Here is a 21,787-nt window from a genome sequence, read left to right as displayed (position 1 = left end):
ACACACTTACTGTCAGGATTACCTGACAGAAGGGTGCAGGTTATGGGCTGGATATCAAACGACAACGAACACGAGGGCTATGCAGCCTGTGTGGCACCGGACGGACGACTGTCCGGTTCATCAACCGCCGGAGGCATGCTCTTCAAAGGCCTTACCGGACACTACCCACCGGACACGACGATGACCGACTACGAAGTCATCCCGGACAGCGAGATCATCGGCTGGCGCGGAGCCTGCGAATGCGGCTGGCGAGGCGAACTGTGGGAGCGGGTCCCCTCGCTGGCGGCGGCCGACTTCAGCCGCCGGCGGGACTACGTTTCACCCGAAGAATTCGCCAACGCTTCCGGCGAGGTCGAAGACGCCATCCACGACGAGTGGAAAGCACACATCGCCCCCTCCGAAGCCATCATCGGTGTGGAAGCGGCCGCGCGGGAATACAACCAGGCCGGGCACCGGCTGGACAAAACCGTCGCCGCAGCCAAGGCCGCCGGGGCATCCTGGACGGATATAGGGCGCGCAGTAGGCATCAGCAGGCAGTCCGCGCACGAACGGTGGGCAGACAAACAGTGAACCCCGGCACCAACGGGTCATCCGGGAAGCCATCTCTGTGGCCGAGTTCCCGGGCGTCAGGTTGGGCAGCGGCGGCCGACGTTGAGTCGATAGAGTGGGTAAATTATGAATGATGAGATCCCCTCACTCTTTGATGTGGAAGCGCCTAGCACTTCAACGGTCCAAGCTCCCCTGCCGGTTCGATCCGAACAAGTTGCAGAGATCAGGAAATCGTTTGAGCTCGCGGGTGTCACGAGCCAGGATCAACGCAAGGAAATTGTTGAGTCTGTCACTTTTCGTTCGGTAGCGAGTCTCCGTGACCTTCAGGCTGTGGAGGCTCACCGCATTTTGAAGGTCATCAAGGGCATGCAGACCTCCAAACCGAACCGCAAGGGCTCGGCATGGGATAACCGTGAAGAAGATACTTGGATCGACAAGCTGTAAGCCCGGCTGGCCCTCACCTTTGCGTGCAGGACTACTTCGCGTCAGCGGAGGCAATGCAATATTTTTCACCACTAGCGAGAGTCGATTCTTGGAGCACCACCAAGAAGGGCTATCTTGATCAGGTGACTGTCTCAGAGAACGCGCGCTTAATTCCCACCGGCATCTGCTGGTGTGGTTGCGGGGAACAAGTTGGTATTGGTGCTTTCTTCGCGCGGGGCCACGACAAGGTTGCCGAAGCTGCACTCCTCGCGGCCAAGTACGGCGGCTCGGTGGCACAAATGCTGCATGGACACGGTTTTGGTGACATCCATTCCGTTACCGCCGAGGCAGTTGAAAAAGGACATTGGGAACGATGCACGCATGACGGATGCCGCTATGTCGGGGCACCCAGTAGCGTTCGATCACATCGAGAAAAGGCACGGCACTAGGTGGAAGCACGTGCAGAGACCGTGAAAGAAGGGGCTTTAGAGGGGCAGGTCTCCCTTTCCAGCCGTTCAATACCAGCAGAATCAGTTGCGGGCCCGATACTTAGTCCCCTGCGTCATCTGGATGCTAACGAGATCAGCGCGCGGGTACGCCGTGAAGTGCGGAACCGGGAAGTTCATCTCCCGCCCGTCAGCACCTACCGCTGGTGGGCACGTAGAACGGAATCCGTAAACGGATCCATCATCGATGCGGTCAGTCGCGATCATTCCGGGCGCATGGTCGTGAGCGATCCATTTGCCGGTGGCGGAGTGATCCCCTTGGCTGCTGTTATGCGTGGGCACAAGGTTTATGCCCAGGACCTGAACCCGTGGGCTGCCACTGGCTTGGCTGCCATGCTAGGCCTCCCCGACCCAGATGACCTCCGCGCTGGCATTGCCGCATTGACCCAACGTGTTGTTACCCCTGTGCAGGCTGCCTACGGCACTCTTCTGTCAGATGGCTCATTGGGGCAAATATCGCACACGTTCCGTGTCGCCGTGGGCACATGCAGTTCCTGCGGCGTCTCGCAACGGCTTTTTCCACACGCCCTGGTGAGCCTCCTTAGCCGTGTGGAACGAAATAAACCCGAAGCCTTCCTCGCCTGCCCGAACGGTCATCTCTTTAAAGGAGTGCGTACTGGCCTCCAGAACTGCCCGACATGTTCAGCAGCCACAGACCCCTCTGCCGCCTACACACCCCGGCGCGTTGTCACCTGCCCATGCGGCCATCAAGACCGCTTAGAGGCGCGCGCTTCAGGAGGATTCGACTGGGAAGTAGTCCTGGTCGAGCGCGCCGGCAATGGCCGCCGCGAGCTAGGCCTCCCCACCGCTGGAGAACTCGATGCTGCGCGGGCAGAGTACGCGCACCCTACTCGTAACCTCGGAACTATCCCGGCGGGCCAAGAAACGTCCGTGCTGCTCCGTCATGGCTTCACTCAATGGGAAGATCTCTACCCTCGGCGCCAGCGCGCCATGGTCGAGAAACTGCTACAGCTCACTGAGGAGTGCTCCAAAGACCCAGCTGTAGTCGCGGCCCTGAGACTTGCCGTTCTTGGTTCCACAGAGATGGCTGGCCATCTCTCACGGTGGGATCGCTATTACCTAAAGAGCTACGAATCCATGGCCGGGCATAGATTCAATTTCACTACCTTGGCTGCAGAACCGAATGTATGGGGAACGACCGTTAGCGGCAGAGGAACAACGCTGCGTCGATTGATCCAGCTCGTTAAAGCGGCAGAGTGGCTTCAGCAAAAAACCAGCCGCCGTCTTCATGTTCAGGGACCGCTAGCCGCCGCGTCCGCCTCCGTCCAACCGCTAATTGGCGAGGATGTAGACGGAAATCCATTAGAGCGGCCAGATGCTCTTGTTGTCGTTGGAAGTTCTCAGCGTCAGCTTTTACCCAGTGGTTCTGTCGATCTTGTCCTGACGGATCCTCCGTACCATGACGATGTGCACTACGGGGAGCTCTCCCTGCCTTTGCAGGCATGGGCTGGCCTTTCTCAGCCTGACCTGACGGCAGATGCAGTGGTCAACCGCGCCACTGGGCAACTTGTGGCGGATGGAAGCTATGAGGCCCTCTTGGCTTCCATTTTCCGCGAGTCAACCCGTCTTCTTCGTGATGACGGGCATCTCATTTTCAGCTATGCCAACCGTGATCCCCGCGCCTGGGTGCAGCTCTTTGAGGCCCTACAAAGTGCCGGACTTCGCGCAGCCGGATGCACGATCGTTCATAGCGAAAATGAAACCGACCATGCAAAGCGCGGAGTGCGCGCCTGCACGTTGGATCTGTTGCTCGACCTTGTACCCCTGTCTTCATTACCCTTGGCTAAACATCAGGCGACCCACGAGCCAGGAGCGGAGCAGGAATTCCTCGCTGTCGTCGCTTCCTACGCTTTGCGGATCGGCGGGCTCAGCGGTACTTGGCAGGACGACTTCATGACCGAGGCCAGCGATACCGAGTTCCTCCGCCCTCAGCCACGGGGGAAAAAGGGCTCCACAACAGCAACAATCGAATAAGCACGCTTGGGTAGCGCTACCGATCCCCGGTCTCAGATCGATTATCAAGTGGCAACCCGGGGGTAAAATCTGTGATCGCGATGCTCAGCCGCACGTTTGTCCAGCGTCCTTGAGTCGAAATATCTCTGGGAAGGTGTGGTACCAGATGAACTGCTGGGCACCACCCTATTAGATCCAGATTGTCGTCCCTGTCCCGGCTAACCGCCACCAGGGACCAAGCGGGATCACGCCCGGCAACAGTGGCTTCGTTCCTGGAAAGAAAGAACTCCACACGTCCAGTAGATGCCTTACCCGTTGTTTTGATTTCCATGCGGTGGCGTTGACCTGTGGTGTCCGGACTCGTGACGTCGTAGCCAAGTTGGTCACTTCGGAGGCTGACTCGGCGGACTGTTCCCGCAAGGTCGGGGCGATCCCGCTGCTGAAGGTACTCTCGACATAACTGCACGACAAACTCTTCACCAAGCGACCCTCTTTCAGCGAGAAGTTCTGCGTCTAAGGTCCGTCCCAGGGTAAGGAGGATGGCTTCCCTCCGGGCAGCATCGGCAAGGAGCTGAGCCAGGGCGTTTTGATCGGCCTCTGGGACATTTTCCCAACGCACCTCTTCATCGACTACAGCTGCGTAAAGCCACAATGGGGGCTCTCTCAGCAGGAGCTCTTGCAATAGCAGCTCAGCGGCGACATCGTCGGGGAGTTGGCAGATTTCTTTGAGTTCGGGGGTAGGTAGGTGATTCGCAGGCGTGGTTTTAACCAGGCCTGCCCGTTCCAACAACCGGTGACCGGCCTGTAAATCCTGGGATCGATAGAGTCCGCCTGTTGCCAACCGGTCATAGCTGATCAGGAGTGACTCGGCTGAATTTCCGGCGGCGTCCAGTACCCGTCCAGCGAGCAGGGCGGCTTGGAGTTGAAAGGCCGTGGGCGTGGAGCGGGTGGCCATCTGGTCCGAGCCCGGATTGCTTGTAATCATCCCTCCCCTCGGAGATGTGCGAAGAGGGCAGCCATATCCTCAACTGTGTCGATGGCCGGCCCGTAATCCTCATCGGATGGCAGTGCCATGGTGCTTAGGTCGGGGTCGTCGAGCATCTCGCCTAGACGCTCTGCTTTCCCCCTAATCCGATCATCGATGACTTCATCCACAGTTCCCCGGGTGAGCAGGAATGTAATCCGGGTTTCCTGGTCGGGACTGAGCCCCAACCTGTGAATCCGGTCAATGCTCTGTAAGTACTGTCCGGCATTAAATGAACGTTCCAAGTAGATGGCATCGTGGCAGATCTGATGGAGGCTCACGCCTTCGCTCATGGCAGCAGGATTCGCAAGAAGCACAGTGCAATTAGGGTCTGTACGAAAGCGGGCGAGCTCGCTTTCGCGTGTACGCTCCGCCGTCGGATCCGCGAATTCCGACGGGATGCCGCCGTAAATGAGCGCTGGCTGATGCACGGCGAGCATCCGTTCTAGTGCCTTCAGGTTGCGTACGAAGTTACTCCATACGAGCGTCTTCCTCCCCTGTGCTGCATTGTCTGCGATCATCTGGGCGAGTTGTTTGAACTTCGCTGGAGTCTCGTATTGGTTGTACTGCTGGAGGAGGCTCCACAGCGCACTGTCGGGTGGAACGTCCAAGGGGGGATGGCGGAAGCTTGGGTCGTCTTCCGCTCCAGATCCCGCAGCCAAAAGCTGGGGATTGGTGGCCGCTTCAAGCAGATAGATGACAATTTCGCCCATTTTTGCGAATGTCGCGCGTTCCGCCATATTGACCCGTAGGCTGCCGGCGTACCGGTCCCGCAGCGCCTCATATATCTGTCCCTGGAGTGGGTCCAGCTCCACTTCGACCACGCTCATTATCGGCTTTTGCAGACCCAGTTCGCTCTTACGTGTACGGACAAACAACGGGGAGATGGCAGAAGCAATTTGTGCCCCGGAGTCGGGAGGAGGAGGGGTAGACAGTGCATCCTGCGGCAATATTTTGCGGGCTTGTCCAGGCCACAGGTAATCCATCAGAGCCACCAAGTCCTGTGGGCTTTGAGGTGCCGGAGTCCCCGTGAGGATGTCACGGCGTGCGGCGTGGAAAGCAATATTCAGGCATGCACTGCCAAATGCTCCATCCCAGCCGCGTTTCATCCGGTGAGCTTCGTCCAAAAGGACCAGAGTGGGCCTTTCATTCACCCAGCGAGACAACGCTTCATAGCGGCTGCCCAGCCGGTGATAGTTCACGATGACCACTTCCGCACCGGGCGGAACAGATTCGACGAAGGGGGCCACCATCGGCTGCTCAGATTCTTCAAAGCACGCGGACACTTCGGACTGCCAGGCGTCGAAAGCCGACAATGGCGCTACCACCAGCATTTGCTGCACCCTCCCGGCAGCCCGTTCGGCCTCATAGACAGCGTAGGCGACCGTGGTCTTGCCGGCACCGGGGACAGAAAAGTTTGCCCCGTTGGCGATTGAGAGTAGTTGACCCAGGTCCCGGACCTGGAATGGGCGCAGTTCTCGGGTAAAGCGGCCACCAGTTAGCCGCTCCTGAACTTCCTCAGCTCCCAAAGGCTCGGGATTGGCGAGTGAACCCTGCAGCAGCCTGCGTTGGGCATGAGTTTGCTCAATAAGTGCCCTCAGCTCGTCCTGCCAACTGATTTTTACGTTATAGCGTGTGCACGCCGCACGGAGCCAAGCCATGCGTGAGAGCAGACGCTCCAGGGGCAGAGTTATCTGCTGTCCCGGCCGTTGACCGTCAGAGCCCCACTCCCCCATTAGCTGAAGCCAAAATCCTTGGGCTACTTCTCCTATTCGGCTCGCCCGTACGGTTGGAGGCGAACCAACCAAATCGAGTCCAAGGGTGGGTTCAGGCACGTGTGTTCTCGAGGTCTGCGTCGCCAGCTAAGTCATCGCCTTCGACACCGTCACCGAGACCTGTCGACATGGAGAAGTTCGTGGCTGCTCGCTGGTACTCCGCCACTGCCTTCAAGAAGTCAGTTTGCCTGAAACCGGCCCTGCTGCTCACCTCAGCGTAGGCCACGGTAGCGCTGTCCAAAGCTTTCGCTGCCTCCTTGAGGTGCAGCATGGGTGCAGTAAGACGATCAAGCTGACGGGTGTCCCGCTTCTTGTTCTCAATTGCTGTGGTCAAGGCCCCACGCAGACCTGTGACGACGACCTCGCGAGACAAATTCGCCACGGTGCCGTCCTCGGTCGGGAGAGTTATGTGTTCCTCCGGCTTGGTCCGAGCAAGCAACGTGTAAATACCGGACAAGCTGAATTCGCCGTTCAGGGGCTCATCGTCGGCCTCATCGCCAAGAAGGTCCAGTCCTTCGAGGGCACTGTCACCCTCTGAAGCAGTGACCTCCAAAAGGGCATCAAGATGGGGAGCTAATATCACGTCCTCTTCCAGAGCCGGCCCTACATACTCGTCCAGAAGGACGGCATCGACATCCCGTAGCTCTCGGTACCCAATCTCTGCAATCATCCCGGCCAGCTGCGCATCCCTGACACGGGCGGCCTGCTCGGGCTTGGTGTTCTTGATCTTCTGGTAATCCTGATCAATTTCGAACAGCGCCTGCTGCTTGCCATCGAAGTAAAGAAGATTAAGTGCGCCCCCACTCATGGCCAGGACCTCCCGAATCAGACTAAGCAGGCGGAGCTCTCCTTCAACAAGGTCCACCGCTTTTTTGAGGTCTGTACGACTGTTGGTGAGCCCAGGCTGAAGCGCACGACCGATTTCTGCGGTGGTGTAGTTGCCACTGTTCACGAGGTCCTCGATGAACAACAGCTGGCTGGTGAAGCTATAGGGCTGCTTAACCTCCTGCTCCATCTGGAGGCGGAGTTCGAGCTCCGTTATCTCCTTGGGTCCTGCGTCTTCGGGAAGAACAACAACCTTGACGTACTTCTGGCGCAGTTCGCGCAGAGCCACAACGCGTGTGTTGGCATTGACCAACACACCGCCGGTGGTCAGGACACCTGCGTCGAGCTGCCCGTCATTAGCGATTGCACTCTTAATCCGCTCATAACCGGCCGTTTCCCGCAGGAGCCGAGCGATGATCTCCTGCGCCTGCACCCCATACGGATCCGACTCGACCAGGTCCTGCTCCGCCTGCGGGAGTGACTGCAACTGAGCCTTAATCCGGTGGCTGTCGCGGCTGAGAAGAACCACATCAACGTCGACGCTGGCAACCGGCAAAATCAGCTGCCCCGTCTTCCACCTAATAGATTCAGAAGTACCGTTTCCGGCCCTGGATGCCGCATCTGCTGCCTGAACAGCGGCCTGAATCGCCTGCTTGCGTGCTTCGATTGTTATGGTGGTCGTCATTACTGCTCCTCAAGAGAATAAGTGGGCTCAATAGTGTCACTGGTGACTGACATTTCTGCCGCTAACACAGCTAGCTCCTGGAGCGTGTGTTCCGTGTAGATGCGCCCACCAAAAGCACGAACCAGTTTGTCGCTCTCGCCTCGGTCCGCCCAGCCGGTTCCCACCAAAACTAGGGCCGCGGGGAGGGCGAAAGATTCAGGGAGGCTAAGAAACGTCGCTGCGGTCTTGCGAGCCGTTCCGCCGTCGCGTGCGACGGCAATCAACACCGCACAGACGGGTCTGCCGTCAGGACCTTTGGTGACGACCGAGAGTTGCCCGGGTGCTTTTTTTCCGGCCCTCACGGCTTGAGCAGCAAGAAATGCTCGCGGAACTGCTCCAGGGCCTTCCACAGACCAGTAGGAGACCCCGGCTTCACTAAGCGCAGTGAGGACGCTAATTACTATCAGCCGGCTTATCTCTGTATTTGTTCTATTGCGGTGAGCACTCCAAGCGCTTCCCACGTCGCGCTGTGCAAGGAGTGTCCCGTAGCTAACGCCGTTGCGGTAGAGCACGTCCACAGACGACCAACTGTTGCCCCCTTCCAGCAGGAGTTCCAGAGGACGGGCACCAACTGCTCCCGCGAGCTGCGGCTCTACTTGCCCCCTGACAATCTCATCGATGATGGCAAAGGCGCACCGAATCTGGCTGGGTTGCCAGGAGCCGGTTGAATCGCCGGGGAGGCTGGTTCCCCTGGAACTGGCTCGATCCCTGAGATCCCGCCAGCTAAGTCCCGCGACGAGGGCTAGGGCGTCCACCACTAGCGCGTTGCTTGCTTGTGCCGCCTCCACAGTCTGAGGGGTTATGTCCGACAAGGATCTGGTGGGAGTCCTCCTCGCCACCTCCGCTAACGCTTCCTGATAGCGATGGGGCGCCACGATTGATTCAGTCGAAACCAGGTCGGCGCTGGTATCTAAAGTACTGTGCAGGACCTGTCTGGCCACGGCACGAAGAGCTGCCTCGGCACCCGGAACGGCGGCATCTGCGGCGTGCACCAGTGCGGTCAGCAAGCGGTGCGTGATTCCCCCGGTCAGAGGACGCTGTTCGGCAATCCATTTTAGGGCGTCTTGGAGATTGGAGAGCGGTGTCGCCCCTACCAACAAAGCTTGCTGTTCTTGGGAGAGTGGAGTCTGTGGCTGCAGAACTGACATGTGCTTTTATTTGCCGCTGGCACGACGACGTAGGTCTCGTATCCGCAGGGGTTCATCGAACCTCGGCAAACCCCCATCCCCTTTGTCGGCCGTAGGCCATCTTGTGCGTTCTAGCCGATACTAGCGCGACGTCGCCTGGCAAGACGCACTTTGCGGGTTGTTGCGCTCAAGCGCGAAGCCAACACAACTTTTCGGCTACTCCTGCTCCGCAGTCCTGCGCTCAGCTCCACTTGGATCTTGTTCGCAAATCCATCGGGAGATCAAAAGTGTCGGAGGAGCTTGTTGCGCAGCCCTGAGCCGATCGAATTGAGCAGCGGCGGTCCTGTCTCCAATAGGCTCACGCCATGACTTCCATACTGACAGTGAATGCAAGAGCGGACTTCGGACTCCTTGCCGCACGATTTGCCTATCAGATGCGGACAGACCAGTTCGGCCCCTTTATCCGCGCTCATCATGCTCTCCTGGAGGAAGAACTTGCCTCAGCTGGCGTCATTTACGGGGAACTGGGCCCTGCACTGGTTCCATCAACCAAGCGACAAGAGATGGCCCTCCTGTTCAACGTGGACCTCGTAGATGACCCCGGCTACGGCGAAGCCATTACACGAATGTTCCTCCCCCTGCTGGGTAAGGAAACTACCCTCAGCGTGATGGTCGGGGATATCCTCCTGGCGCCTGCAGCAACGCGCGAACTGGCTCTCTACAGCGGGTTCGTTAGTAGCCCTTCTCTTGCCTGGGGCCAGCAGTACATCTACTGCGTATATCTGAATAATCTGGCCGAAGCCCAGCGTGAAGCCCTTCACCGAGAACTCTGCGCGTATCCCTCCTACCTGGGCTACGTCCCCACGACGTACGGGTCGGGCTTTCGGGACCTAGCTGGATCCTTGCTGGGGACATCCTTCATCAAGAACAAGCGCCGGATCATCGTGGATCACGGCGGCGATGAACCTATGGTCAGCAATTCGAACGAAACAGGCCTCCCATTCGAAGAACACGGATTCGAAATCGTAAGCGTCAACAACATACTGTTTGGGCCGCTCCTCAGCTACAAGATTCAGACCGAAGTTCTTCCTCACTACCGGGAGGACGTACTCGTCTCTCTCAACGCAATCTCGGACATTCCCCTCCCCCTCGAGGGGTTCGAAATTCTCATACCTGAAGCAAAATTTGGATACCTCACCACAGCGAAGGGGCAAATACTAAAGATCGCCGGCCTAGACGGTCACTCCCGTGAAGAGCTGGCCTCAGTTCTTCGTAGCCAGCTTGAAAATGACTACATCTACCGGCTCCAACACAACCAGGACAAGACGGTGCAGTTCACTCTTGTCCTTGAACTGCCCCGTGAAGGTGCACATCCGATCAAAGTTGCCGTTGGACTCAAATACTTTCCTGAGAAGCAAGCCTTGAGTCTGGTTACTCTGACGTAGCACCAGCGGTACTACTTTCCAAAGTTCGTCTGCACTGATAACCCAGTTACGGGGGTAGTGCAGACGGGTCCAAACCCACGCTGCGCTTTATGATGAGCAAGGTATCGCCGTCCGCTTCGGAGGCAGCCATGGAAGGCGGGAATGGCAGACACATCGGGCAGGGCATCCAGACAGTTCCTTCTCCAGAAGGACAATGGCGAGTGGTGGACAGTGACGTATGGGGGCCCCAAACGTGTGAGCTGGGAACGCGTAGATCCCCCCGCAGAGCAACAGACCCCCGATGAGGCGCATAGATACGCCGACTCCACGCCCGCAGACAACCAGCGTGCCAACGAATGGCGCGAGTTCCTTGCCGAGCTCCTCCTCCAGAAGCTTGACGAGGCGCTTGAAGAGGCGTGGCCGTACATTGAAGACTGGCTGAGAATTGTGGCTCTTCCCTGGGTGAAGACCACTGCAAAGAGTACGTGGAACCGCGTCACCAAGAAGCGGTCGACGCATCCGATTCAGGTTGTGGCTCCCGGGCAGGTACGAATTACCGATGTCGCCCCGTCGAGTGCAATCGCCCTCTCTGAACGCACTGATGAGAACGCACAGGCTCACAGCCTGAACCTCACCCCGGAGGAAGCGAAAAAACAACTCGAGGACATTGGGCATCTCACGAGAATCCTCGCAGCGAGGGTAAGAGCGCTCACTAACGCCGTCATAAGAGAGGACGACGAGCCCGAGGAAACATTCTTGGAACGGCGAAAGCAGGCGGAGCAGCTTGCCGTCCGCAATGTCGCGTCCAACATCCATGTAATGCTCGAACGGAGCAACGATTTGGGTCAAGCGATAGAACTACTAACCACTTACACTCCGGTGTTCGCAGCGGGCCGCGTCGAGGCCGCGTCGGCCAGTATTGAGAGACCCTCCCAGCACCGGGACCAGCCCCCTACCTGATCCGATTGCATGGCATGGGTTTCGAGGCCGTCGGGTTACGAGACGCTTGCGGTGGTGAAGCTGGGGCCGATCGACCCGTCTGTGGGCAGCGGCTCTCAGATCTTTCGCGCGTCTGCGCCGCCGCTTCTGTCTAGCGCTCTCTGCGTGTTCCCGCTGCTGGGAATGACGCGAGCCTGTCGACTGCCGTCGGCGACAAATCGAATAAGTGGATCGCTATCTTGCGCAAGAGCGTCAAGGACTGCACCCGGGACGTCGGGATTCATAGCGACGAGGATAGCGAGGTCGATACTGCGACCGGCGAGCTCTGCAAGAAGAGTCCCCGGCGTTGCCCCATTGAAGGCGACTGCCTGGCGAACCTGGTCGTTCTTGTCCTCGGCGAGTGAGCGCAACACGGCGGCAGGAGTGTTCGGGTTTGCAGCGACGGCACGACGCACCCGCGTGCTTGCTCGTTCTCCACCAAGTAGCCGGAGCAGATCAGCATCAGCCGTCGGGTTGAAAGCAACTTCCATTCGCACCTCAGCGCGCTTGTCTGCGACCATCTTCTCAAGGGCCGCACGATCAGGACGCGTGCGTTGCCCAGAAAGCACCAATTCAGCTTCCGTCTCCCGCGCCAAATTTACCGGCATTGTGGGGCTCTTCAGAGCTGCGGTTCGGACGCTTACCTCATCGTCGATAAGCAGGCTTTCAAGCGTGCTTTGTGGAAGATTCGGGTTTCCGGCCGTCTGAGCTCGGACTTCCGAATTGTCATCTTGAGAAAGTATCTCGAGAACTGTCGCCGGTGAAAGCGGATTGCGAGCTACCATCGCCCGCACGCCTGGTTCAAGATCTCCGGCGAGATGCTCCAACACGACGACGGGCGTGTGGGGGTTTGTCGCGATCGCTTGACGAACACTATTTTCAGCGCTCCGAGCAAGGCGCGACAGAGTCTTCACACTGCTTCGTCCGTCGCTCGCAACGACGCAACGCATATCGGGATCCCGCACGCGACTCTTCGATAGTCGATCGAGGGCGTCCTCGATCACCCGTGCCGGCAAATCAATGTCTGCACGTCTCTCAGCCAGGTCGAGCACCTGATGTAGGTCCTCGTCGACGTCAACCAGAAGCAAGGCTTCCGCAGTGGACCTAGCCAGATCAGCGGGAGTAACCAAGTTTTCAAGTACAGACAATTGCACCGCGCGCTTATGGTCGGCAGCCAGGCGAGAAAGAGCGGCAAGTGGTGTTGCGTGGTGCTTTGCAACCGCAGCACGCACTCTGACGTCTCGATCTGCTGCCAATTCGATCAAAACTGTCTCCGGCACGGACTCTATCGAAGCAAGCAGCTCGCGAGTTGCGACGGACTTGCTGGTCTGCAGTGACTGGACGAGCAAGACTCGGTCGTCATCTCGTAGAGACGGGTTCTCGACCAGGCTTGCGAGCACCTCAGCCGAAGAGTTCGCCATCAGCGTCAGAAGTGTGCTGTAAGGAGTCGATGGGTGAGCGGCAAGGAGGCAGAGCGTCTGATGCTCATATTCAGCAGCGGTGCACCGCCATTCCCGTCGGGCGGCCATGCCGGCGGTACGGAACCTTAATCTCGCTTCCCGAGATGCCGCAAGGTCGACCAGCAGGGAGCTGAGGTCCTCGCCAGGGTGGTGGAGAGTGCGCTCGAGCGTGAGCCAGCGAATCTCCGGGTCAGCGTCGCCTAGCAAGTTTTCACGCAAGGCTGGATCAGAAATCTCCAGATTCCTGGCCACCGCCCTTCGAACCCAACTTGGGCGATCTCCCCGGATCAGGTCAGCTAGGACCTGATCCGGCAGACCTCTCTGCATCCACTCCTCAACTACAAGCGGCCGGCCTGACTGTAAGCCCCAGCGATAACTCGCATACGGAATGGGCAGAGGAGCTTGGCCCGACGTCATCTGCAGGAATTCAGAAAACCACGTCGAGTCAAGTGACGAATCGTCGCGGATCTGGCTGATCTGAACGTCGCCTCCGTATTCCGCCGCGAATCCCTCAGCTTCTATAGGCGCCCCGCCCAACAATGCATTTCCGCCGTCGTCGATCGCTCGGAGGTCCCGGCTAATGACATGGTTGGTTTCCGCTGCCAATGCCTTCGCCAGTGGTCGCGAAGCGCCTAGGTTTGCCGCCACGGCTCGCCGCACTGCAACGCTTCGGTCGCACGCGAGTGCCTCCAGCACGTCTTCTGGCGCTGAATCATTCATCGCGACACCCTCACGGACCCGCCACTGACCATCTCCCGCGAGCATCCTTACGGTCGCCTCGGGCGCCACCGCATTCCGTCCAACGCGCCGACGGATGTCAACATCCTCACTCATCGCCAGCATCGCCAACTTCTCGTAGGGAGTGTGACGATTGTCCGCGAGCTGCTGATGCATGCGCCTCATCGGAATCGGCGAATGAGGCGCAAGCTGCGTCCTTCCAGTCGCCTTTGTGAACCCTTGCCTGAGCGACGGAAGCAATTCCTCCGGGTCACCGCTAAGAAGATGCGTGAGACTCCAGCTTGGCATCAGCCTCTGGCGCGGGAGCCAGATACCGACACGGCGAATGCCTAGGCTGTCATTGGAATCGAGCATGACATACCCGAGCAACTGACGTATGAAGTCTCTTAGCTTGGGTACCGTCAACGCGCCGTACACCTTGCAGTCGATAAGGGTTTCACCGATCACCCAGTCAGCGTCTGCGCCGCCGACGAGCCTCGAACCAGCGAACCCAGGGTTAGGTTCGTAGCGGTCCCCGCCAGCGATCTGCTCCTGCCAGGTTTCAAGCTGAGCAGCATTGGATACCATCAACGATCTGATATCTGCCAGCACCCGCGGATCAAGCCGGTCTGCGAATGATCTTCCGTCGACCGCAGCATCACAGAAAACTCCCAGTGAACCATTCATCGCCTCCGCGCCTTTACGAGCGACCTGTTCGCAGTAGGCAAGCAGAATGGCTGCTCGATCGAGCTCTGAATCGTTGAACGGTTCGCGCAATAGCATCTCGGCAAGGCCAAACGCTTCGGTAAGGATCTTTACGCGGTGGGCGCCGTTCTCGACAAAGGGAGCATAGTCACCCAGTTGGGCAATGCCGGCGGCGGCCACGGAATGACGAGCGTCAAAACCCCCGAGCTCAATTCGTGCCCGAAAGTCTAAAGCTGTGCCGGTTAGTCGAAGATCCGCTCCCGGGAACGACGACCGTACAGTCGTACGTCTCGTAAGCTCTGATAGGCCCAGGGCCTCCGCCGAGGCACGGGCCGCGTCACTACGCCCCCTCATAGCCTCGAGGTGCGGAGAAATGCCATCCAAGTAAGCACGCACTGGCGACTGCGGATCACTAAGAAGGAATGTGAGGCTCATTAATGGACTCTATCCGTAAGCCTCCCAAAGTTGGATGTCCCATTTCCTTGGGTCAGGAACACACGTCCACCCGGACGTGATCGTCAAACGGGGCCGCACGAACAAGTTGGAGATTTGGCCCCGCCGACGCTTGATCGCTGCTTCCCCAGTCTTTGGACGGCGTGACCAACGCTCTCGATGGGTGAGTAAAGTTCATCCTGTGCCTCTTCGTCTCGCTCCTTCCGCCCGCCCGCCTATTCCGTCAGACCCTTCAGCAGCTCTCCAGCAAGTGCTGGATACAGGGGTTACTTGGGGTGACTCGTCCGAGTGGTTGCCCGCTCTACCGGCGAAGGGTGTCGACCTTTTCTTCACCTCTCCCCCTTACTCCGACGCCCGCGCGTACTCACGCATTCACCCTGACCGTTACCTCGATTGGTCGCGACTGTTCAACGATGAGGCAAACGACACATCTGGCTCGCTGATGGACGTGGGCTAGTGGCCTCTGTCAACGAAACCGTGGGAGCAATCGTTCAAGCTCCCACCTGGGATCAACGGGTTGCCCAGATCAGGCTCGTATCGCAGCGTCATGGAACAGCGGAGCATTCACGTATATTTGCTGAAGTCGCCCGCGAGGCATACGTTCCGCATCTAGCCCCAGATTTTGCGTATATCCATGAAGCACCTTTTTATGAAGCGCCGTATTTCCGTGCAGCGTATGTTGCGGCAGCCACAGCAACGAACGACTTTACAGTCGTTGATGAAACAACGCTTTCGACGACAATAACCGATAATCCTCGAACCCTCCTGGTCTTCCGGACTATTCTCGGCCTGGCAAAAGCGGAGTTCGCGCAGGCGACAGTACTCGTGGCCGAAGCAACTGCAAGGGCAGGTGTATCTGCAGGCAAGATCGACTCCATGGAACGCAATGGAGCGACCGCCACACCTGCTCAGGCAACGACGATTGCTCAAACGTTGACTCAAATCATGGACGGATCCTTGTTTGGTGATCCAGGAGGAGGACTGCGCTCCAAACAAGCCAAGATCGATACGGAAAACGGATGGACTTCTGCAAGCAACCTGGCGACAACCGGTGTGCCGTACGCAGATTTCCTTCACCAGCGGCACTACGGGGGTGCTTATCGACAGGTTCTGGATGCGACATCAACTAAGCGCGGCAATCTCATCGAGGACGCCGTGGAGCAACTCTTTCAGAGCGCTGGCGTCCCGTACATACGCACTGGGGCACACGACCAAGCCGAGATAGCTCGAAGATTTGAACTTCAAGTACAACCCGCGCCGGACTTCGTGATCTTCGATGACTCGGGCAGCCTACGGGGAATCCTCGAATGCAAACTTGTGAACGACGGCGGAACCGCCCGAGACAAGGCACTTCGTTTTGAGCGACTTCGAGGAGAGTCGATCCGACTTGGCGGAATCCCCTTATTTGCCGTCCTCAGCGGAATGGGGTGGACACGTGTTAATGACACTCTTGGTCCCGTTGTTCGTGACACTGAGGGCCGGGTTTTTACCCTTGCGACCCTAGACCAAATGCTCACCGTCGCGCCTCTTCCCACGTTAGTGAATACCTGGCGCGGAAATTAGTTCAAAGACATCCAACGCCTAAAGCCGAAAGGCCAGGCTAGCCACGCCCTGTGCCATGCCCGGGTAAACATAGGGCGCGCCATGGTGGAGTTGGCCACGGGCCAGAGGGTCATTCACAGGTGTCCCGATAGCGGAGTGCCCATGCAGCCCGCCCATGGAATGCGCGCCGGCGATATGCGGCAACCCAGGGACGGACCTAGGAAGACGTCACAGCCCCCCAAGGCGAAATGACACGGAGCGGAAGGCAGGAGAACTATGAATGATCAACCGCGGCCACTCGCGAGCAGGCTGACAGATCGCCGGCGTCTGGATCTCCGCTACTGCACTGCTGATCGGGCCGCCAGGGCAGCCGTCGATCTGTGGCTGTTGTTCAGGTGAGGGCACAGGCTGCCCGCGAATGAGGATCGCTGCAATTACCCGTCTTGTCCGTGAAGGCTCCATTCTTGTCCGAAAGTCCCCGTTGGACGTCCGGTGATCTGCTCATTTCTCCAAGCTTGTGTCTGATAGGGAGATGTCAGCTCCATCATGGAGGTCTCAGGAAGGTTCGCACGTCCAAATAGTTCGAATTGATTGAAGGCGGTCTTCAGCATGCGGCGGTAGTCTTCGACGGCAATGTATTCGGCCGGAAAATCTACATGGGCCATGTTGCAGTGAAGATGCGCCAGCACGACATTGCCCCACACATTGAGTTGGGAGACGTCGTAGTGGGGGGCGTAGCGTCGAAGCGGTGTGACATGATCGGCGCTGGCCATGGCCGGATGGCTATTCCGCAGGTGGATATCCACGGTCAGTCCGCAGAGCTGACAGATATTTCCGTCGCGTCTCCACAGCGTAAGCGCGATCTTTCGAGGTATTGAAGGCAACTTGCCGTGGTCCGCCGGCCAATCCCATGCGGCCCATAGTTCGTCGGTCATCTGGTTGTTTGGTATCAAGAGCTCAGGAGGATCGGCCCAAGGTTTGTGGGGGTATTTTTTTCGCGGAGTCTTTCGCGGTAGCCCGGTTGTTGAAATCCGGAATGTCGCCATTTGTTCTTTCGTCAGTTCAAAAGACTTCAGCGGCTGTTGCCCATCAGGTTCATTCATTGTCGATCGACCCCTCCCGCAGATCTTGTCACTGGGAAATTTGATGCATGCTGCTTCCGACTAAGGATGCCAGCGACCACTGACACACCTGACATCCACGGCAGCTTATTCTCGGTTCCCGTGACGCTCGGCTCGCCAGACCAGCGTGCTGGTATCGTCTCTTTCCTTTTCAATGGGACAGTTCCCGGTGCCGGGCTACAGTTGTCTTCCCCTGCGGTCCCAATCTGCCCTGCGAGCCTCTTCCTCGTCCCAGAACGTCGCGTCATTTCTGCGAACACGGAACAGATGGCCGAGAGAGATCCCGGTGACAATGAAAAGTCCCAAAGCCAGGAAGAAGAGTAGAGGATCCGAAGGGCTCCGCCACCCCAGGGCGTTCAGAGCGAGCATGACGCTAATGACGGTTTGGCCTGCCCATAGGCACAACATGAACCGGAAGGAGCCGCGAGTCATCCGGGGCTCCAACCGTTTGCGCCCGTCGCCGGTCTCCCTCATGTTGAGAGCCTACAACTGTCGGCTCAGCTTGCCTCCGGCGTCCCATTTCCTTGGATGTGGAACGCCGAGGCGGCGGATCTTGCCAGTCCCAGCCGTCGGCACCTGGGTCCAGACTAGAAGAAGATGCGGGATGGATAATGAGCCACTATGGACCCGGATTCAGAAGTTTTACCTAGCCCCGCGCCAGGCCAGGAATGGGCATACCGACTGCGTGACGACTCACCCTCCGAAAGGGTGCAAGTCTTGGCCTTGCACCAACAGGCTCGTAGGTTCCGGGTTGAGATTCGTCATCTGGATGGGAATGCTTCCGGCAAGGAAGAGAATGTGCCTCGTGGCCGGCTCAAGGTGCCGTGGGAAGAGGTAGCTCAGTACGACACCACCATGGATGGTTGGAGGCGTCTGAGAGCAGAGTCGATCGACAAAAACGAGTCCTCAGCCATGTGGGCAGCCCTTGAGCTGGTCATACCTTCGGGGGTTGCCGAGCTATTTATCACTCCAGTCGACGATGCCTTGGTGGTCCACGATCAATCGGCGCTTGAAACACTTATGGGGCAGCCCCTTTCCGCTTTCCAGGCCGGGCTTGCCTGGATCGTTCACGACGGGAAGCCATGCCTTTCGCCACTCGCATCCATGTCTGTCGTGGAGATGGCCTGTCGGAAGAATCCCGCTCCGGTTCTCGATCTAGTCATGGCCGAGGAGACAGTGGCTCGGGAAAAATCCAAACGAGGCGGCACAGTTGAGGACTGGGAAACCCGAAAACCCGTAGACACCTCCCCCCAGGAGGAATACCAGTACTACCTCCGCCGGCAGAAACCCATTCATGAGCTTCTCCGCCAGTGGTGCGGGTATCGCTCCGTAACCGCCCACGAGCGGCTCTTGGCTGCCGAGGCGGAGGTCAATCGTCTAGATGTCCTCCTGGCCTGGTCCGTCGACTGCATGCGCCGGGTCAACGAGAGCACTGCCGAAGCCATTGAGAACGAGCACGAGAAGGACCGCATCACCCCTTACAACATCCGGCCCATTCCAGAACGCCCGCTGGAGCCGCATGAAATCCCGGTCATTGAGGTTCCCAGCCGCCGGCGCTGGCCGCGCTGAGGTCAGTTCCATCGAGCCGTTTCCTCTTGGAGGTGGCTCCGCAGTACTTCCAGGTGTTTGGCGGTAAGCCGGAAGTCATGAAGCCGGTCCGGCAGGATCGCCCGGTTTAAGTACCAGAGCCAGGTCAGCTTCCTGGCGTGGTTGTAGACCTTCCCCGCGCCTGACGCTCCGCGCATCGCATCCTTGAGACCAGGCAGGAGTACCCGATGTCGGACTGGATGTGTGAGCGTCCGGAGCAGTATGTACGTAATGTCGGAACTCGTCCGCACTCACTCTGCACAGAAACCGCATCGTCCGCCCCTACGACTACAGTTCAAATCATGTCTCACGCACAAACGACGCTACTCTCCCAGTTGGAGAACGACCTCATGGACGGCCGACCGGTGGCTGACATCCTCAGGAAACTGATCGTTCTCGGCGGTCGTGCAGAGTCCAGTGAACTCCGAGACTGGGCATCGCAGGAGCTCCGCGGATACACAGACGGCGCCATCCTGCCTGAGTATCGAAAAGTACAGGCCCTCATACAGATGGACTCCCTTCTCGGGTTCACCCAGATATCACGGCAGACGATAGGCCCAGAGTCATTTCCTGAGCACGTTCGCCAAGACATTACCAACCAGGTCAGCTTCCGCCAAGGAATCGGTGAGATCCAATCCATGATCAGCGCCTGCGGGGCTGACCAGTCAATGCGCTTCGCGCTCCCTGGGGAAACCATTCTCGCCAAATTGATGTTCCTCGAATCCGGCAAGACCAGACAAGTTGCCAGCCTCTACTGGACGGTCAGCGCCACCGCTCTGGAAGGCATCGTTGACCAAGTCAAGACGAGACTCGCGGAACTACTGGGCGAACTTCGCGCTGCAACGCCGCCTCACCGAGAAATCCCGACCTCAGCTGAAGCTGCGAACGCATTCAATATCGTCATCCGGGGCCGCGGCAACAGCGTGCAGGTTGCGCATGCGGCCCCTGGCGGCACCAGCTCGACGAGGACGGGAAGCAGTGTAGAAGAGAAGGAACGTCCCTTCTGGACCCTTGGAAAACGCATCGGAGCCGTTGTTGTCGGAACGGCAACCATCCTCGGTACCTTCATCACTTGGTGGCAATCGCAAATCGGTGTCTAAACGGAAGTCAACGAAACATTTCTCGTACCGATCTGCCAGCGGCCGGACTGTCCCACTTCCTTGGTTGTGGGACAGTCTCGATGGGACACACCCCCACTGCTCGGGATCCGCGGAAATTCGCGTAACCTGACTGTCCCGTAAGTTATCCCAAAACTCCCGCCACAATCACCCGTCACAGCCACAACATTCGGTACGGTTCCAGACATGGACATTGGCTATGCGAGAGTATCGACTGCGAAACAAGATCTGGCCCGTCAGCTGAACGCCCTGGCGGCCGCCGGCATCAAGAACGAACACATCTTCGTGGACAAGAAATCCGGAGCCACCACCGCCCGCCCCGGACTCCAAGAAGCACTGACCCACGCGCGGGACGGTGACGTCCTGATCGTGCACACCCTTGACCGGCTTGGCCGCACAGTCCGGGACACCCTGAATATGGTCCACGACCTCAAAGAGCGCGGTGTGGGTGTCCGGACCCTGGCTGACCCCCTCGCCATCGACACCGCCGAACCTGACTCGCCTATGGCCCAGCTGGCATTCGTCATGCTGGCTCTGTTCGGGCAGATGGAACGCACATACGCGGCCGAGCGTGCTTCACATGCGCGGGCGGTGGCCACGGCCAAAGGCCGGCGCACAGGCCGGCCGTCCGTGGTCGATCCTGCCAAACTCGAACACGCCGCCCTGCTCCGGGCCAACGGTTCCTCCATCCGGGAGATAACCGCCAAGACCGGCCTGAAACGCACGACGTTGTACCGACACCTGCCGTCGCGCTCTAGCGGCCCGGACATTGCACACAGTTAAAACGCAGCGGGAACTAGACCCTACGGATAAACCACTGGGCATCGCCCTCGATGCCAAAACGCATCGGCGCCGTTCCCCACGCCATGTGCAGCGGCTCGTTTCTTTCCTGCACGGCGTAGCCCTGGGCACGGTAGAACTCAACGGAATCCGCCGCGCACACGCCGTAGATTGTGTGCGCCGTCGTTGCCCCTACCCGTTCGTGCAGGTCAGACAGCAGCAACGCCCCCAGGCCCTTTCGCCTTCGCTTATTCTCGGTGGCGATTGCGTACAGCATCACGAAATCTGTGAGCGCTGCTGCCCCGGCTTCCCTGGGAGGGGCCTTCATGGTCATGCTCATTTCGGCTACTTCAAGGATGGGGGGCGCCGCAAAAAGCCCGGCCACTATGTGCCCGTCCTCCCGGACGGCCAGGAGGTGCACCCGATGTCCTCTGTGTGGATCGTTGGCGCGCGGCAGCACCGGCACTCGGCCTGCATCTTCACTGATGTTTGCCGCAAAGAATCCTTCTAGTTCTGCCCTGTGCTGGTCGCTATTCAGCGCCTCGACTTTCATGCCCTGATCCTAGACGGGCCGTGCAAACTGAGCTCCAGTGACACATTTCGCCGGCGCCGCACACAGATCGAGTAGACGCTCCGGATTCCCCGGAACCTCTCCCCCGCAAGGGGTGCCCCGCTTTACCCATTTGGAGGATTACTTTGACTTCCCTGTTCGGAGTTTTGCTGATCGGTGCAGGCTACGCCGGGTTCTATTGGTGCGTTCCGTACATCGAGCGGTTCGGCCTGACGCCGGCCACTCTCGGCGGGAGGGTTGCCTGCCTGATCGTAACGACGGTCGCTGCCTTCATCGTGAGCGGCGCCGCTGTGGTGATGTCCCAGCTCTAGGGCCCTGGTTCGGCGCCTGCCGCCTTGGCCGACTGGCAGGCGCCGATAACCCGCCGCATTAGTTCAGAGAGGTTGGAACTACGGGTTCTCGTA

At 58.8% G+C, this 21,787-nt stretch carries 18 protein-coding genes; 11 read left to right on the top strand and 7 right to left on the bottom strand.

Features of this window, described 5'->3' with window-relative positions; translation table 11 throughout:
- The first annotated feature begins 42 nt into the window (after positions 1-42).
- The 4 genes from AB0N24_RS23585 to AB0N24_RS23570 all read left to right on the top strand — a co-directional run bounded on the left by AB0N24_RS23585 (position 43) and on the right by AB0N24_RS23570 (position 3,473).
- Positions 43-570: a hypothetical protein gene (locus tag AB0N24_RS23585; protein ID WP_364129833.1), complete on the top strand. Its 528-nt coding sequence runs from the start codon at positions 43-45 to the stop codon at positions 568-570.
- 105 nt (positions 571-675) lie between these two features.
- Positions 676-993: a hypothetical protein gene (locus tag AB0N24_RS23580; protein ID WP_364129831.1), complete on the top strand. Its 318-nt coding sequence runs from the start codon at positions 676-678 to the stop codon at positions 991-993.
- Positions 994-1,046: 53 nt separating this feature from the next.
- Positions 1,047-1,421: a hypothetical protein gene (locus tag AB0N24_RS23575; RefSeq protein ID WP_364129828.1), complete on the top strand. Its 375-nt coding sequence runs from the start codon at positions 1,047-1,049 to the stop codon at positions 1,419-1,421.
- Between the two features lie 948 nt (positions 1,422-2,369).
- The gene (locus AB0N24_RS23570; RefSeq protein WP_364129826.1) at positions 2,370-3,473 is read left to right on the top strand and encodes a hypothetical protein; all 1,104 of its coding nucleotides are present in this window, start codon (positions 2,370-2,372) and stop codon (positions 3,471-3,473) included.
- 16 nt (positions 3,474-3,489) lie between these two features.
- On the opposite strand, the gene AB0N24_RS23565 is transcribed toward AB0N24_RS23570, so the two are convergent.
- From AB0N24_RS23565 to AB0N24_RS23550, 4 genes are all read right to left on the bottom strand, one after another.
- Positions 3,490-4,437: a DUF3883 domain-containing protein gene (locus AB0N24_RS23565; RefSeq protein WP_364129823.1), complete on the bottom strand. Its 948-nt coding sequence runs from the start codon at positions 4,435-4,437 to the stop codon at positions 3,490-3,492.
- On the bottom strand, positions 4,434-6,137 hold the full coding sequence (locus AB0N24_RS23560; protein WP_364129821.1) for a DEAD/DEAH box helicase: 1,704 nt from the start codon (positions 6,135-6,137) through the stop codon (positions 4,434-4,436). Before AB0N24_RS23560 ends, AB0N24_RS23565 begins: the two co-directional genes overlap by 4 nt.
- Positions 6,138-6,303: 166 nt before the next feature.
- Positions 6,304-7,761, bottom strand: a complete 1,458-nt coding sequence (locus AB0N24_RS23555) for a hypothetical protein (protein WP_364129818.1) — start codon at positions 7,759-7,761, stop codon at positions 6,304-6,306.
- Positions 7,761-8,948: a hypothetical protein gene (locus tag AB0N24_RS23550; protein ID WP_364129815.1), complete on the bottom strand. Its 1,188-nt coding sequence runs from the start codon at positions 8,946-8,948 to the stop codon at positions 7,761-7,763. The genes AB0N24_RS23555 and AB0N24_RS23550 overlap by 1 nt, the downstream gene beginning before the upstream one ends.
- 344 nt (positions 8,949-9,292) lie before the next feature.
- Between AB0N24_RS23550 and AB0N24_RS23545 the strand changes: the two genes are divergently transcribed.
- Both AB0N24_RS23545 and AB0N24_RS23540 read left to right on the top strand, forming a co-directional pair.
- Positions 9,293-10,372, top strand: a complete 1,080-nt coding sequence (locus AB0N24_RS23545) for a hypothetical protein (RefSeq protein ID WP_364129812.1) — start codon at positions 9,293-9,295, stop codon at positions 10,370-10,372.
- A gap of 141 nt (positions 10,373-10,513) precedes the next feature.
- Positions 10,514-11,311, top strand: a complete 798-nt coding sequence (locus AB0N24_RS23540) for a hypothetical protein (RefSeq protein WP_364129809.1) — start codon at positions 10,514-10,516, stop codon at positions 11,309-11,311.
- Between the two features lie 95 nt (positions 11,312-11,406).
- Here AB0N24_RS23540 and AB0N24_RS23535 read toward each other — a convergent pair whose 3' ends face one another.
- Positions 11,407-14,391 (bottom strand): hypothetical protein, encoded by a 2,985-nt coding sequence (locus AB0N24_RS23535; protein WP_364129807.1) that lies wholly within the window; start codon positions 14,389-14,391, stop codon positions 11,407-11,409.
- 729 nt (positions 14,392-15,120) lie between these two features.
- Between AB0N24_RS23535 and AB0N24_RS23530 the strand changes: the two genes are divergently transcribed.
- Entirely contained in the window at positions 15,121-16,227 is a 1,107-nt protein-coding gene (locus AB0N24_RS23530) for a hypothetical protein (protein ID WP_364129804.1), read from the top strand.
- A 413-nt stretch (positions 16,228-16,640) separates the two neighbouring features.
- Here the strand turns inward: AB0N24_RS23530 and AB0N24_RS23525 are convergent, their stop codons facing one another.
- On the bottom strand, positions 16,641-17,309 hold the full coding sequence (locus AB0N24_RS23525; protein ID WP_364129801.1) for a hypothetical protein: 669 nt from the start codon (positions 17,307-17,309) through the stop codon (positions 16,641-16,643).
- 735 nt (positions 17,310-18,044) lie between these two features.
- Here AB0N24_RS23525 and AB0N24_RS23520 point away from each other — a divergent pair.
- From AB0N24_RS23520 to AB0N24_RS23510, 3 genes are all read left to right on the top strand, one after another.
- Positions 18,045-18,896 (top strand): hypothetical protein, encoded by an 852-nt coding sequence (locus AB0N24_RS23520; protein ID WP_364129798.1) that lies wholly within the window; start codon positions 18,045-18,047, stop codon positions 18,894-18,896.
- Between the two features lie 320 nt (positions 18,897-19,216).
- Complete coding sequence (locus AB0N24_RS23515; protein ID WP_364129795.1) at positions 19,217-20,014, top strand: hypothetical protein; 798 nt, start codon at positions 19,217-19,219, stop codon at positions 20,012-20,014.
- Between the two features lie 204 nt (positions 20,015-20,218).
- Positions 20,219-20,815 carry a recombinase family protein gene (locus AB0N24_RS23510; RefSeq protein ID WP_364129792.1) on the top strand — a complete coding sequence of 199 codons (597 nt, stop codon included), beginning with the start codon at positions 20,219-20,221 and terminating at the stop codon, positions 20,813-20,815.
- A gap of 13 nt (positions 20,816-20,828) precedes the next feature.
- Here AB0N24_RS23510 and AB0N24_RS23505 read toward each other — a convergent pair whose 3' ends face one another.
- Complete coding sequence (locus AB0N24_RS23505) at positions 20,829-21,365, bottom strand: hypothetical protein (RefSeq protein ID WP_364129790.1); 537 nt, start codon at positions 21,363-21,365, stop codon at positions 20,829-20,831.
- Positions 21,366-21,508: 143 nt separating this feature from the next.
- Here AB0N24_RS23505 and AB0N24_RS23500 point away from each other — a divergent pair, with 143 nt between their 5' ends.
- Positions 21,509-21,694 carry a hypothetical protein gene (locus AB0N24_RS23500; protein WP_364129787.1) on the top strand — a complete coding sequence of 62 codons (186 nt, stop codon included), beginning with the start codon at positions 21,509-21,511 and terminating at the stop codon, positions 21,692-21,694.
- Positions 21,695-21,787: the final 93 nt, after the last annotated feature.

It is taken from the genome of Arthrobacter sp. NPDC093128 (genome assembly GCF_040683875.1).
In the GTDB taxonomy this organism is placed as follows: domain Bacteria; phylum Actinomycetota; class Actinomycetes; order Actinomycetales; family Micrococcaceae; genus Arthrobacter.
This window is presented reverse-complemented; position numbering and strand designations above follow the sequence as displayed.